Source organism: Virgibacillus halodenitrificans JCM 12304, from assembly GCF_001310895.1.
GTDB classification, from domain to species: domain Bacteria; phylum Bacillota; class Bacilli; order Bacillales; family Amphibacillaceae; genus Virgibacillus_Q; species Virgibacillus_Q halodenitrificans.
On sequence record NZ_BAZS01000033.1, the window covers coordinates 29,599 to 44,660 of the forward strand.

Consider the following 15,062-nt stretch of genomic DNA (forward strand, 5'->3'; position numbering starts at 1 on the left):
TTTAGTTAAATAAAAGTTTTTTTATTTTTTTATATTAAGCAGAGAAATAATTTTAAACTATAACTCAGCCTTCAATAAAAGTTATACTTGATGATGATCAAAAAATCAATTATTGACCAGCATTTTTCTTAATAATTTCTTCTGAGATACTCTTTGGCACTTCTTCATAATGGTCAAAGTGCATAGTGAATGTTCCACGACCTTGCGTATTTGAACGTAAAGCAGTAGCATAACCAAACATTTCAGCAAGTGGTACAAAACCTTTTACTAGCTGAGCAGTTCCGCGTGCTTCCATACCTTCAACGCGTCCACGGCGTGATGTAACATCACCCATAATGTCTCCCATGTATTCTTCCGGAATAACGATTTCAACTTTCATCATTGGTTCAAGAAGTACTGGGTTACACTTGTTTTTAGCAGCCTTTAAGGCCATTGATGCAGCTATTTTAAATGCCATCTCGTTTGAGTCAACATCATGGTAGCTACCATCATATAGTGAAGCTTTAATATCAATTAATGGATATCCTGCAAGTACACCATTCTCCATTGATTCAGCAATACCTGCTTCAACAGAAGGAATGTATTCACGAGGAACAACCCCACCAACGATTTTGTTTTCAAATTCAAAGCCAGCGCCTTCTTCATTTGGTTCAAATTTAACCCAAACGTGACCATATTGTCCACGACCACCTGACTGACGTACAAACTTACCTTCAACCTCTGCAGCAGAACGGAAAGTTTCTCTGTAAGCAACCTGTGGTGCACCAACATTAGCTTCAACTTTGAATTCGCGCTTCAAACGGTCAACAATAATGTCTAAGTGAAGTTCACCCATACCAGAAATAATTGTTTGACCAGTTTCTACGTTTGTTTCTGTACGGAAAGTTGGATCTTCTTCAGCAAGTTTTGCTAAAGCAATACCCATTTTATCTTGGTCCGCTTTTGTTTTTGGTTCGATTGCAACACCGATAACCGGTTCTGGGAATTCCATTGATTCAAGGATAACTAAGTCCTTTTCATCACAAAGTGTGTCCCCAGTTGAAGTATCCTTCAAGCCTACTGCTGCTGCAATTTCACCAGAGTAAACGCGTGAAATTTCTTCACGGGAGTTGGCGTGCATTTGTAGGATACGACCTACACGTTCACGCTTATCTTTTACAGAGTTCTTAACATAAGAACCGGAATCTAGTGTCCCAGAATATACACGGAAGAATGTAAGCTTTCCAACGTATGGATCTGTCATAACTTTAAATGCTAAAGCAGAGAAAGGAGCTTTATCATCTGATGGACGAGTTACTTTCTCTTCTGTTCCAGGAACAATACCTTCAATTGCCGCAACATCTGTTGGTGCAGGCAAGAAGTCAATTACACCATCAAGCATTAGTTGAACACCTTTGTTTTTAAATGCAGAACCACAATATACAGGATAGAATTCTACATCCAATGTTGCTTGACGAATTGCATTCTTAAGTTCTTCGTTGGAGATTTCTTCCCCTTCTAGGAACTTCATCATTAACTCTTCATCAAGTTCTGATACTGCTTCAATAAGACCTGCTCTTAACTCTTCTGCCTTATCTTTATATTCTGCAGGGATCTCACGGGATTCCGCTTTTGTACCAAGGTCATCAAGATAGAAGTGTGCTTCCATATTGATCAGATCAATAATACCTTCAAATTGATCTTCAGCACCAATTGGTAACTGTACTGGATGTGCATTTGCACCCAGACGATCCTTTAGTGTGCCTGTAGAATACAAGAAGTCAGCACCTACTTTATCCATTTTGTTAATGAATACGATTCTAGGTACTCCGTATGTTGTCGCTTGACGCCATACAGTTTCTGTCTGTGGTTCAACACCAGACTGTGCATCAAGTACAGTTACAGCACCATCCAGCACACGTAGGGAACGTTCAACTTCTACAGTGAAGTCCACGTGTCCAGGTGTATCTATAATGTTAATACGATGTTCCTTCCAAGCAGCAGTTGTTGCAGCAGATGTGATTGTAATACCACGCTCTTGCTCTTGCTCCATCCAGTCCATCTGTGAAGCACCTTCGTGTGTTTCACCAATTTTATGAATACGTCCTGTGTAGAAAAGAATACGCTCAGTAGTAGTGGTCTTACCTGCATCGATGTGTGCCATAATACCAATATTACGCGTCTTTTCCAAGGAGAACTCTCTAGCCATGTATTCTTCTCCTTCCTATTTGAAAACTTTATTGTCTTGTTCTTACCAACGGTAGTGAGCGAATGCTTTATTCGCTTCTGCCATTTTATGCATTTCTTCGCGCTTCTTAACGGAAGCACCTGTGTTGTTAGATGCATCAAGAATTTCATTAGCAAGACGTTCTTCCATTGTTTTCTCTCCGCGTAGGCGAGAGTAGTTAACAATATAACGTAGTCCTAATGCCTGACGACGTTCAGGGCGAACTTCCATCGGTACCTGGTAGTTAGAACCCCCAACACGGCGAGCACGAACCTCAAGTACTGGCATTACGTTTTTCATTGCCTGTTCAAAAACTTCCATTGCATTTTGGCCGCTTCTTTCAGAAACAAGTTCGAATGCATTATAAAGAATTTTTTGTGCCTTACCTCTTTTACCATCAACCATAATTTGATTGATTAAACGAGTCACTAATTTTGATTTATAAAGTGGATCTGGCAAGACATCGCGTTTAGGTACTGGTCCTTTACGTGGCATATGTCCTCCTCCTCTCTCAATAGTTATTATTTTACATTACTTTTTCTTAGGGCGTTTTGTTCCGTATTTAGAACGTCCTTGTGCACGGCCTTCTACTCCAGCTGTGTCAAGTGCTCCACGTACAATGTGGTAACGTACCCCTGGTAAGTCTTTTACACGTCCACCACGTAGTAATACTACGCTGTGCTCTTGTAGGTTGTGACCAATTCCAGGGATGTATGCAGTTACTTCCATGTTATTTGACAAGCGAACACGCGCATATTTACGAAGTGCTGAGTTCGGCTTCTTTGGAGTCAATGTACCAACACGTGTACAAACACCACGTTTTTGTGGAGAGTTTTGGTCAGTAAGTTTCTTTTTGAAACTGTTATAACCTTTATTTAGTGCCGGTGAATCAGATTTCTTCGGCTTGTTCACGCGACCTTTACGTACTAATTGATTAATTGTAGGCATTGAAATGTCCTCCCTTCCAATTTTATAAATTTAAAATCTGTAACCAGCTGTTTTAAGCGAGTTATAAACCCACACATCCAGGTGGTTCATCTTTTGGCAAAAAACAAAGTCTCGACAGCTAATTTCCTGTCAAAACCATTAATGCTTTATTGCAACTGTAGATGCACCAACCTCAATACCACAAGCCGCACCTAGTTTTTCCATCGAATCTACATAGCGGCAAGGGATGCCAAGATCTTCTGCTAAACCAGCTACTTTTTGTGTCAATCGGTGATCAGCATCATCAGCAATAAACACTTCACTTATTTCACCATTATTCATGGCCTTAAGCGTCTGTTTCGTTCCAATAATTATTCGTGATCGAACTTGAGTCACTTTTTCATAAGACATTTCATATCCTCCAAAGTAACAAGCATTATCGGAAGCACCTTGAATATTCTATCACCCATATTTTTCAATGTCAATATATATCGGGAATATTTTTGGTGCTTCCGATGGTTTATCACTTGTTCTTAAACTCTTCTCTATTTTTTAAACCTATGCTCATTATTAGCAAGTTCTATTGAACAGTCTCTGTTTCTTCCTCGTTAGCTGTTTCAGGTTCATCCAAGTCTGCTTGCACCTGACGATATCGCTGCATCCCAGTCCCAGCAGGAACCAGCTTACCAATGATTACATTTTCTTTCAGTCCTAGTAACTCATCTCGCTTACCTTTAATTGCAGCATCTGTAAGTACACGTGTAGTTTCTTGGAAAGAAGCTGCAGATAAGAATGAATCTGTTTCTAAGGACGCTTTGGTAATACCTAATAATACAGGTTTTCCAGTTGCTGGTTGTTGCCCATCATTCAATACTTTATGGTTAGCAACCTTGAACTGATGGATTTCAAGTAATGAGCCTGGCAATACATCCGTATCTCCAGAATCAATAACACGAATCTTACGAAGCATTTGACGAACCATAACTTCGACGTGTTTATCACCAATTTCTACACCCTGCATACGGTAAACGCGCTGCACTTCACGCAATAAATAATCTTGTACTCCTTCAACACCCTGAACGCGCAAGAGATCTTTCGGGTCTACAGAACCTTCTGTAAGCTCCTGCCCTGCGATAACTGTATCTCCAACTGTCACCTTCATACGAGCATTATAAGGCACAGCGTAGGCACGTTGTTCTACTTCACCTTGAACAATAATTTCTTGTTTGTCCTTCACTTCTTTAACTTCGTGAATGGTTCCGTAGATTTCACTAATCACAGCCTGCCCTTTTGGATTCCGAGCTTCAAATAGCTCCTGAATACGAGGCAAACCTTGTGTAATATCGTCCCCTGCAACACCACCTGTGTGGAATGTACGCATGGTTAACTGTGTACCTGGCTCACCAATGGATTGTGCAGCAATTATACCGACTGCCTCTCCAACTTCTACATCTGCTCCAGTTGCTAGGTTACGGCCATAACATTTTTGACATACACCGTGCTTCGTATTACATGTGAAGGCTGTGCGAATGGTTACTTCTTCAATACCAGCCTCAACAATTTGTTTTGCTTGGTCTTCGGTAATAATTGTATCTTCTTTCGCAAGAACCTCGTTTGTTTCTGGGTGCTTTACAGAACGGAAGGCTGTTCGCCCAATTAACCTGTCGATTAACGGCTCTATTAACTCAGTACCATCAGTTAAGGCAGAAACTGTAAGTCCTCGGTCAGTTCCACAGTCTGCTTCACGTACAATAACATCCTGAGCCACATCAACAAGACGACGAGTCAGATAACCTGAGTCGGCTGTCTTCAAGGCTGTATCAGCAAGTCCTTTACGGGCACCGTGCGTAGAAATAAAGTACTCAAGCACTGTTAAACCTTCACGGAAACTGGACTTAATCGGCAATTCAATAATTTTACCAGCCGGGTTGGCCATTAGACCACGCATACCTGCGAGCTGTGTAAAGTTAGAGGCATTACCCCTCGCTCCTGAATCACTCATCATAAAGATCGGGTTTCTCTCACTTAGGGATTGCATCAGCTTATCCTGAATTGTATCCTTCGATTGAGACCATATAGCAATAACCCTGTCATAGCGCTCTTCATCTGTGATTAAACCACGACGGAATTGTTTAGATACGTTATCCACTTTCTTTTGAGCTTCTACAAGGATTTCTTCTTTTTCTTTTAGAACAACGATATCAGAAATACCAACAGTCATACCTGCTTTTGTGGAATAACTGAAACCAAGATCCTTCATGCGGTCAAGCATTTTCGATGTTTCACTGATTTTGAACCGTTTAAAGACTTCCGCAATAATATCTCCCAGGAAACCTTTTTTAAATGGTTTTATAATATCTCTCGATTTGATTTCTTCTTTTATGTTCGTTCCACTCTCTACAAAATAGTGTCCCGGAGTTTCAATCTCCAAATTTAATTTTGTAGGTTCATTTATATAAGGGAACGACTCGGGTAAGATTTCATTGAAAATAATTTTCCCTACAGTGGTGATCAATAATTGGCCTTGTTGCTTGTCAGTGAATGTTTTGTTGTTTAGACTCGATGCTTGGATTGCTACTCTTGTATGCAAATGTACATACCCATTCTGATAAGAGAGCAATGCTTCATTTATATCATTAAACACAGCACCTTCACCGATGGCGTCTTCTCGTTCCAACGTAAGATAATAGTTTCCTAAAACCATATCCTGAGATGGTGTAACAACTGGTTTACCATCTTTTGGATTTAAGATGTTTTGGGCCGCAAGCATAAGAATACGTGCTTCTGCCTGTGCTTCAGCTGATAAAGGAACATGGACTGCCATTTGGTCACCATCAAAGTCAGCATTGTATGCTGTACATACTAATGGATGCAGGCGAATTGCACGTCCTTCAACTAACGTAGGCTCAAATGCTTGAATACCCAGTCTGTGCAATGTAGGTGCACGGTTAAGTAATACAGGATGCTCCTTAATTACTTCTTCCAGTACATCCCATACATCTGGATGCACACGTTCAATTTTACGTTTTGCTGATTTAATATTATGTGCGATTCCTTTTTCCACAAGTTCTTTCATAATAAATGGCTTAAAGAGCTCCAGTGCCATCTCTTTCGGTAAACCACACTGATACATTTTCAAGTGAGGTCCTACAACGATAACAGAACGTCCGGAATAATCTACACGTTTTCCTAATAGGTTTTGACGGAAACGACCTTGCTTCCCTTTCAGCATATGTGATAAGGACTTTAATGGTCGGTTACCTGGTCCAGTGACTGGACGGCCACGACGTCCGTTATCTATCAAGGCATCTACTGCCTCTTGTAGCATACGCTTTTCATTTTGCACAATAATACTTGGTGCTCCGAGATCCAACAAACGCTTTAGACGGTTGTTTCGATTGATTACACGGCGATATAAATCATTCAGATCAGATGTCGCAAATCTTCCACCGTCCAACTGAACCATCGGGCGTATTTCCGGTGGGATTACAGGTAAAACATCCAACACCATCCAAGAGGTATCATTGCCGGAATTACGGAATGACTCCAGTACTTCCAAGCGTTTAATTGCTCTTGTTCTACGTTGTCCCTGTGCTGTTTTCAATTCTTCTTTTAAAGCATCCACTTCTTTTTCAATATCGATGTCTTGCAAAAGTTTACGGATTGCTTCTGCACCCATTTGGGCTTTAAAAGATTTACCATACTTGTCATAATATGCACGGTATTCTTTTTCAGATAAAAGCTGTTTTTTCTCTAAAGGTGTGTCACCAGTTTCCGTTACAATATATGCAGCGAAATAGATTACTTCCTCAAGAGCTCTTGGAGACATATCCAAGACAAGGCCCATACGGCTTGGTATACCTTTAAAATACCAAATATGGGATACCGGAGCTGCTAATTCAATGTGACCCATGCGCTCACGACGCACCTTAGCTTTTGTTACTTCTACACCACAACGGTCACATACAACACCTTTATAGCGTACTCGTTTGTACTTTCCACAATGGCATTCCCAATCTTTTTGTGGCCCAAAAATCCGCTCACAGAACAAGCCATCTTTCTCCGGCTTCAATGTACGGTAATTAATTGTTTCTGGCTTCTTCACCTCACCATAAGACCATGATCGAATCTTTTCTGGTGAAGCTAACCCAATCTTCATATACTCAAAATTATTTACATCTAGCAAGGGGCCTACCTCCCTTTTAATGTCCGATTTTACCTAAGCTTATAACAGTTATATAAGATAAAGCTGGAGGTTGATCCAACTGTTGAACCAACCTTTCACTTTGGATATTTGGATATTATGCGTCTTTTAATCATTTACCCTATTGATATAATACTTAACTTTCTTCTACTTCAAGGTTTAATTTACTAGCTTGTTGTGTATCTTCTTCTTCCAGTTCGCGCATATCGATCTCTTCTTCGTTACTGGAAAGCATTTTAACGTCCATTCCCAGACTTTGAAGTTCTTTAATTAATACCTTGAACGACTCCGGCACTCCCGGCTCAGGTACATTATCACCTTTTACAATGGATTCATATGTTTTCACCCTGCCGACAATATCGTCAGATTTCACAGTAAGGATTTCCTGCAACGTATATGCTGCACCATATGCTTCAAGTGCCCACACTTCCATCTCACCAAAACGCTGACCACCGAACTGGGCTTTACCACCAAGCGGTTGCTGTGTAACAAGTGAGTAAGGACCTGTTGAACGAGCATGTAACTTATCATCAACCATATGCGCAAGCTTGATCATATACATTACCCCAACGGAAACACGATTATCAAAAGGCTCACCTGATCTTCCATCATAAAGGACTGTTTTCGCATCCCTTGGCATACCAGCCTCTTCTAGAGTTTCCCAAACATCCTCTTCGGTAGCTCCATCAAAAACAGGTGATGCAACATGGATTCCAAGCTGTCTGGCAGCCATTCCAAGATGTAACTCAAACACCTGTCCAATATTCATACGGGATGGTACACCCAATGGATTAAGCATAATATCAATTGGTGTTCCATCAGGTAAGAATGGCATATCCTCTTCTGGTAAGATTTTGGAGATTACACCTTTGTTCCCGTGGCGACCTGCCATTTTATCTCCTTCATGAATCTTACGCTTTTGCACGATATATGCACGCACAAGTTGATTAACACCTGGAGGTAGCTCGTCGCCATCCTCACGATTAAAGATCTTCACATCTAAGACAATTCCGCCTGCTCCGTGAGGTACACGTAGGGATGTATCGCGAACTTCCCTTGCCTTCTCTCCAAAGATTGCATGAAGAAGTCGTTCTTCAGCAGATAGCTCTGTAACACCTTTAGGCGTAACCTTACCAACAAGGATGTCCCCATCAGTAACTTCAGCACCAACTCGGATAATCCCATGTTCATTCAGGTTTTTAAGTGCTTCTTCCCCAACGTTAGGAATGTCTCTTGTGATTTCTTCTGGTCCAAGTTTTGTATCGCGTGCTTCAGACTCGTATTCTTCTATATGGATGGAAGTATAAACATCATCCTTAACAAGTCGTTCACTCATAATGATAGCATCCTCGTAGTTATAACCTTCCCAAGTCATAAAACCAACAAGCACGTTTCTTCCTAAGGCTAGCTCCCCATCTTCCATAGAAGGTCCGTCTGCAAGGATTTCTCCTTTAGTAACACGGTTGCCTTCACTTACAATAGGTCGCTGGTTGTAGCATGTTCCCTGGTTGGAACGAATATATTTTTGTAATTTGTAACGATCCAAATCGCCTTTTACTTCTTTTCCATCCACTTCTGATATGCGACGAACAAGAACCTCTTTGGCTTCTACTTTTTCTACAATGCCTTCGTGACGGCAAATGATAGCTGCACCAGAGTCTTTCCCGTCTACATACTCCATTCCTGTACCAACAATAGGAGCTTCCGGATTCATAAGCGGCACTGCTTGACGTTGCATGTTCGCTCCCATTAGTGCACGGTTGGAGTCATCATTTTCCAAGAAAGGAATACATGCGGTCGCAGCGGAAACAACTTGCTTTGGTGATACATCCATATAATCAATTTGTTCACGTGGAACTGCTGTATTCTCCCCGCGGAAACGAGCGATTACTTCTTCATCTGTGAAAGTACCGTCATCATCTAATTTAGCATTAGCCTGTGCAACAACATAGTTGTCTTCCTCATCGGCAGTTAAATAATCAATTTGAGCAGTTACCTTACCAGTTTCTGGGTCGACCCGGCGATAAGGTGTTTCAATGAAACCAAATTTATTAACTTTTGCATAACTTGACAATGAGTTAATAAGACCAATGTTCGGTCCCTCTGGCGTCTCAATCGGACACATACGACCGTAGTGGGAATAATGCACATCACGTACTTCGAAGCCAGCACGTTCACGCGTCAAACCACCAGGTCCTAATGCTGACAGACGACGTTTATGTGTTAATTCAGCCAACGGATTGGTCTGATCCATAAACTGTGACAGCTGAGAACTACCAAAGAATTCTTTAATCGATGCAATTACAGGTCGAATATTGATTAACTGTTGTGGTGTGATACTTGATGTATCTTGAATAGACATCCGTTCACGCACAACACGCTCCATTCGGGACAAACCGATTCTGAATTGATTCTGTAAAAGCTCCCCTACAGAACGCAAACGACGGTTCCCTAAATGATCAATATCATCTGTATTACCTACACGATGTAGCAGGTTAAAGAAGTAACTGATAGCTGATAAAATATCTGCAGGTGTAATATTTTTGATGCTGGTATCTACATTCGCATTCCCAATTACGGTTAGTTCCTTCTCACCACTAGGGTCAGTAGGATCTACGATTTTAATTGATTGAAGCGTAATTTGATCATCCAGTACACCTTCGTGAGGTTCAACAGTCCTCTCACCAAGCTTGTCTTCTTCTTTTTCCAAATATGGAATAATCTTATTTAATAACTTACGTTCGAGCTTATCACCTTTTTGTGCCAGTACCTCTCCTGTTTCAGGATCTACAATAGGTTCAGCAACAACTTGGTTGAAAAGTCGGTTCTTTATGTGTAATTTTTTATTCATTTTATAGCGACCAACATGCGCTAAATCATAACGCTTTGGATCGAAAAATCTGGAAACAAGTAAGCTTTTTGCATTTTCAACGGTTGGCGGCTCGCCAGGACGTAAACGCTCATAAATCTCCAATAAAGCTTTTTCAGTTGTTTCTGTGTTATCTTTTTCTAATGTATTTTTAAGGTATTCATTATCACCCAGCAAATCGATAATTTCTTGATCCGAACCAAAACCAAGAGCACGTAATAATACCGTAATCGGCAATTTACGTGTACGATCAATACGAACATAGGCCACGTCTTTCGCATCAGTTTCAAACTCTAACCATGCACCACGGTTAGGAATAACTGTTGCTGCAACGCCCCTTTTTCCGTTTTTATCAATTTTTTCATTATAGTAAACACTAGGTGAGCGCACAAGCTGTGAAACGATAACACGCTCTGCACCATTAATGACAAATGTACCTGTGTCTGTCATAAGCGGGAAATCACCCATGAATACTTCTTGTTCTTTTACTTCGCCTGTTTCATTGTTAATCAAGCGAACCTTTACTCGAAGTGGAGCATTATAAGTGACATCTCTTTCCTTAGATTCATCCACAGGGTATTTTGGTTCACCCAAGCTGTAATCGACAAATTCAAGTGAAAGGTTACCTGTAAAATCTTCAATAGGAGAAATATCCTTAAACATTTCTCTAATGCCTTCTTCCAGGAACCACTCATAAGAAGCTGTTTGAATCTCGATAAGATTCGGCAATTCTAATACTTCACTAATACGCGCATAGCTTCTGCGTTGGCGGTGCCGTCCATACTGAACTAGTTGACCTGTCAACTGCTTCACCCCTTAAATCATGCATTTTCAAGTAGTATTTTTCTACTTTAAATGATTAATATATTTTAAAAACTCCCTGATTTCTCAGGTTGTTTTTTGAATCCTCATTTTAAACACGCTAACAAACTTGCAATCCGAATATATACAAGTTATGGATCTATTTTATACCAAGCCGAAAATAACAATATAAATAGAAAATAAGGGAAAATCTCCCTTTCAATCTTACCATTATTTCCCTAGCACGGAGAATTATACGTCATTTTTATAAAATACCCTATTGACATAAGAATCGCCATGTTAGCATTTATTAAGCATAACATACACGTATACCTTGGTCAAACATTTATAGCCCGAAGAATAAAGTAACCTTTATCCTTTGTTACGACTTCTACATTCCCAAATAATTCTTCTAATTTATCCTTCGCGGAAGGAGCTCCCTGCTTTTTCTGTATTACAACCCATATTTCTCCCATCTTCATCAATGCCTTCTTTGACTTTTCGAACATTTGATGAACCGTCTGTTTTCCTGCTCTGATCGGCGGATTCGTCAAGATCGCAGCAAACATCCGACCATCCAGTTGAGAGAACTGGTCGCTTTGGATAAACTCCGCATTATTAATTTGATTTTTAGCAGCATTTTTTTCGGCTAAAAGGACAGCTCTTTCATTTACATCTGCCATAACTACATGGCGGTCTGGGTAAGAATCAGAAATCGCAATACCAATCGGCCCATACCCACACCCCAAATCCAAGATATCCCCTTGTATTTCAGGTGGGCGGAATTGTTCTATTAGTAATTTTGATCCGAAGTCGACTTCATTCTTCGAAAACACACCCACATCACTTGTAAATGTATATTGCCTTTCTTTCAACCGATAACTCCATGTCTTTGGTGAACTTTTAGATTGAGGTTTTTTTGAAAAGTAATGCTCTGACATTTGGCACCTACTTTTTAATAAAATAGATTGAGAAGATAGGAGAGGCACAAATCAATAAACAACATCAGTTTTCCCTTTGGTTGTTCATACTTTGTGCCTCCTCATCATATTTTATATATAGAGAGCCCGTCGTTAGCTTGTACGACGAGCCCCATTATTGAAATTACTTAACTTCTACAGTTGCGCCAGCTTCTTCTAGCTTGCCTTTAACTTCTTCAGCTTCTTCTTTAGATACAGCTTCTTTGATTGCTTTTGGTGCGTTGTCAACCAAGTCTTTTGCGTCTTTAAGACCAAGACCAGTGATTTCGCGAACTGCTTTAACAACTTTAATTTTTGAAGCTCCAGCACTTTCAAGTACTACGTCAAATTCAGTTTGTTCTTCAGCAGCTTCTCCAGCGCCAGCTCCACCTGCTACTGCAACTGGTGCTGCAGCTGTTACACCAAATTCTTCTTCAATTGCTTTTACTAAATCGTTTAAGTCTAATACAGACATTTCTTTAATCGCATCAATGATTTGTTCTTTAGTCATGATATTATTTCCTCCTAATTATTATTAATTTTTTATAAAACGAAACAGATTGATCTGCTTATTATCCAATTATGCGCCTTGTTCTTCTTTTTGCTCTGCAATTGCTTTTGTAGCATATGCAAAGTTGCGAACAGGAGCTTGAAGTACGCTAAGCAACATAGAAACCATGCCTTCGTAATTTGGTAGATCTGCAAGTTCCTTGATTTGATCAAGTGTTGCGACTTTACCTTCAATTACGCCACCTTTGATTTCCAATGCCTCATGCTTTTTAGCGAAGTCATTTAAAATTCTTGCTGGTGCTACTACATCTTCTGTACTGAAAGCAACCGCGTTAGGTCCTACCAATACATCAGAAAGGTCATTTAACTCTGCAGCTTCTACAGCACGTCTAGTCATTGTATTCTTATATACCTTGAAGTCAATTCCTGCTTCACGAAGTTGTTTACGTAATTCAGTAACTTCAGCTACGTCAAGGCCACGATAGTCTACAACTACAGCAGTTTGACTCGCACGGAATTTTTCAGCAATCTCTTCAACGATTTGCTTTTTCTTCTCGATAATGCTGGACATTGTTCCACCTCCTATTGTCATTGTTTATTATACCGTATAGAAATAGCGCAAGCGCCTGTTTATTAACAGAAGAAAAGCTCCCATGCAGACATGGGAGCTTAATATAACAATTAACCTATTACAGGCTAATCTGCTTTTAAACACCTCGGCAGGATATTAAGCGAAGTATCGCCCCTACTGTCTACGGTACAACATATTCATTTATATAACGCATATCAGTATAACGAATATTTAACTAAAAGTCAACATGTTATTAACGATATGATGAAACGTCTACTCTTACACCAGGGCCCATTGTGGAAGTTAATGAAACATTTTTCATGTAAGTTCCTTTAGCAGCCTGTGGTTTAACTTTAACTAAAGTTTCAGTGATCGCTTCAAAGTTCTCAATTAGTTTCTCATTATCAAATGAAAGCTTACCAATTGGAACATGGATGTTAGCAGATTTATCTACACGATATTCTACTTTACCAGCTTTAATATCTTTAACAGCTTTTTCTACTTCGAAAGTAACTGTTCCAGTTTTAGGGTTAGGCATAAGGCCTTTTGGTCCTAACACGCGTCCAAGTTTACCAACTTCAGCCATCATGTCAGGTGTAGCTACGATTACATCAAAATCAAACCAACCTTGGTTAATTTTATTAATATAATCAGATTCGCCTACAAAGTCAGCTCCTGCTGCTTCAGCTTCTTTAGCTTTTTCACCTTTTGCAAATACTAGTACACGTTGTGTTTTACCAGTACCATGTGGCAACACCATTGCGCCACGAATTTGTTGGTCTGCTTTTTTAGGATCTACGCCTAAACGAAAAGCAGCTTCAACAGTTTCATCAAAGTTTGCTTTAGCTGCTTCTTTAACTAAAGCTACAGCTTCTGCTACATCATATGATTTAGAACGATCAACAAGCTTAAGAGCTTCTTGATGTTTTTTACCTTTTTTAGCCATTTTATTTCCTCCTCTTTTGTGGTTATAACGGTAATACCTCCCACTTATAAAAGCAACAGCTTTTATAAAGCATGTTATAAAACTGGTCCATCACATTCACGAAAAAGGTTGCGAGTAATGGCAATCAATCGCAACCTATACCGTATAAATTTGGGTAATCCATCTCTTCTCTCACTTATAAAAGCAAGCATAAGAATGGATCTCCATTAAAAATTAGTCTTCAATCGTAATACCCATGCTGCGAGCAGTACCTTCAACCATACGCATGGCTGCTTCTACGTCTGCTGCATTCAAATCAGGCATTTTAGTTTCTGCGATTTCTTTTACTTTGTCGCGTTTAACAGTTGCGACTTTATTACGGTTTGGCTCACCTGATGCAGTTTCAATACCAGCTGCTTTTTTCAATAGAACAGCTGCAGGTGGAGTTTTTGTAATAAATGTAAATGAACGGTCTTCAAATACCGTAATTTCAACAGGGATAATCATACCCGCTTGATCTTGGTACGTGCGTTGAATTCCTTACAGAATCCCATGATGTTAACACCCGCTTGACCTAGTGCCGGTCCAACTGGTGGTGCCGGATTAGCTTTTCCAGCTGGGATTTGCAGCTTTACTAATTTAATTACTTTTTTAGCCACGAGACACACCTCCTTAAAGTCCGTGATGTGGTAATAGGGGATGTCCCCTCCCACTCCTATTTCCATTTTCTCTAATAAAGTTGAGAACATGAATAACAAAAAAATTTTAGCATGAATAAGAAAATATTGCAAGGCTTTGTCAAAGATTACTATCTATAAGAGCTAAGAAAGATTAAATATTGACCAAAATTTGCCTTTCGAATAAATAATTTTACACCATTTATTGGGGCATCCGGTGATTCGTAAAATATATATATTGCGACGTAACTGTACGTATTGTAAATTACTGTTTCTAAAAGATACACTACTAAAATATATTTTAATACGTTTTGATGATCATCTACCGCCATTGATTTGCGTTTCAGGCGGACGCTTTCCGCCGGCATGGCCTTAGCCGCTTCCTCCGCTACGCTCCGTCCAGGGTCTTCGGC

At 40.0% G+C, this 15,062-nt stretch carries 10 protein-coding genes, 2 pseudogenes and 1 other annotated feature; all 12 genes and pseudogenes read right to left on the bottom strand.

The features are described from left to right. Positions 1-109: 109 nt before the first annotated feature. Entirely contained in the window at positions 110-2,188 is a 2,079-nt protein-coding gene (gene fusA / locus JCM12304_RS15385; protein ID WP_060681362.1) for an elongation factor G, read from the bottom strand. A 42-nt stretch (positions 2,189-2,230) separates the two neighbouring features. Continuing rightward, positions 2,231-2,701: a 30S ribosomal protein S7 gene (rpsG, locus tag JCM12304_RS15390; protein ID WP_019375538.1), complete on the bottom strand. Its 471-nt coding sequence runs from the start codon at positions 2,699-2,701 to the stop codon at positions 2,231-2,233. A gap of 36 nt (positions 2,702-2,737) precedes the next feature. Beyond that, the gene (rpsL, locus tag JCM12304_RS15395) at positions 2,738-3,154 is read right to left on the bottom strand and encodes a 30S ribosomal protein S12 (RefSeq protein ID WP_019375539.1); all 417 of its coding nucleotides are present in this window, start codon (positions 3,152-3,154) and stop codon (positions 2,738-2,740) included. Between the two features lie 138 nt (positions 3,155-3,292). Then, positions 3,293-3,544 (bottom strand): 50S ribosomal protein L7ae-like protein, encoded by a 252-nt coding sequence (locus JCM12304_RS15400; protein ID WP_019375540.1) that lies wholly within the window; start codon positions 3,542-3,544, stop codon positions 3,293-3,295. Between the two features lie 169 nt (positions 3,545-3,713). Further along, entirely contained in the window at positions 3,714-7,319 is a 3,606-nt protein-coding gene (rpoC, locus tag JCM12304_RS15405) for a DNA-directed RNA polymerase subunit beta' (RefSeq protein WP_060681364.1), read from the bottom strand. Positions 7,320-7,473: 154 nt separating this feature from the next. Beyond that, the gene (gene rpoB / locus JCM12304_RS15410) at positions 7,474-11,010 is read right to left on the bottom strand and encodes a DNA-directed RNA polymerase subunit beta (RefSeq protein WP_019375542.1); all 3,537 of its coding nucleotides are present in this window, start codon (positions 11,008-11,010) and stop codon (positions 7,474-7,476) included. Between the two features lie 335 nt (positions 11,011-11,345). Further along, positions 11,346-11,948, bottom strand: coding sequence for a class I SAM-dependent methyltransferase (locus JCM12304_RS15415; protein ID WP_026041278.1), 603 nt, complete (start codon positions 11,946-11,948; stop codon positions 11,346-11,348). 163 nt (positions 11,949-12,111) lie between these two features. Then, positions 12,112-12,477: a 50S ribosomal protein L7/L12 gene (gene rplL / locus JCM12304_RS15420; protein ID WP_019375544.1), complete on the bottom strand. Its 366-nt coding sequence runs from the start codon at positions 12,475-12,477 to the stop codon at positions 12,112-12,114. Positions 12,478-12,546: 69 nt separating this feature from the next. Further along, a complete protein-coding gene (rplJ, locus tag JCM12304_RS15425; protein WP_019375545.1) occupies positions 12,547-13,047 on the bottom strand; it encodes a 50S ribosomal protein L10 in 501 nt (166 codons plus the stop codon). A gap of 61 nt (positions 13,048-13,108) precedes the next feature. Then, positions 13,109-13,252, bottom strand: a sequence feature (ribosomal protein L10 leader region). Positions 13,253-13,300: 48 nt separating this feature from the next. Beyond that, a complete protein-coding gene (rplA, locus tag JCM12304_RS15430; protein ID WP_019375546.1) occupies positions 13,301-13,993 on the bottom strand; it encodes a 50S ribosomal protein L1 in 693 nt (230 codons plus the stop codon). A 213-nt stretch (positions 13,994-14,206) separates the two neighbouring features. Then, positions 14,207-14,631 (bottom strand): annotated as a pseudogene (gene rplK / locus JCM12304_RS19170) (50S ribosomal protein L11). A 149-nt stretch (positions 14,632-14,780) separates the two neighbouring features. Further along, a pseudogene (locus JCM12304_RS15440) lies at positions 14,781-15,062 on the bottom strand (hypothetical protein); the annotation flags it as partial.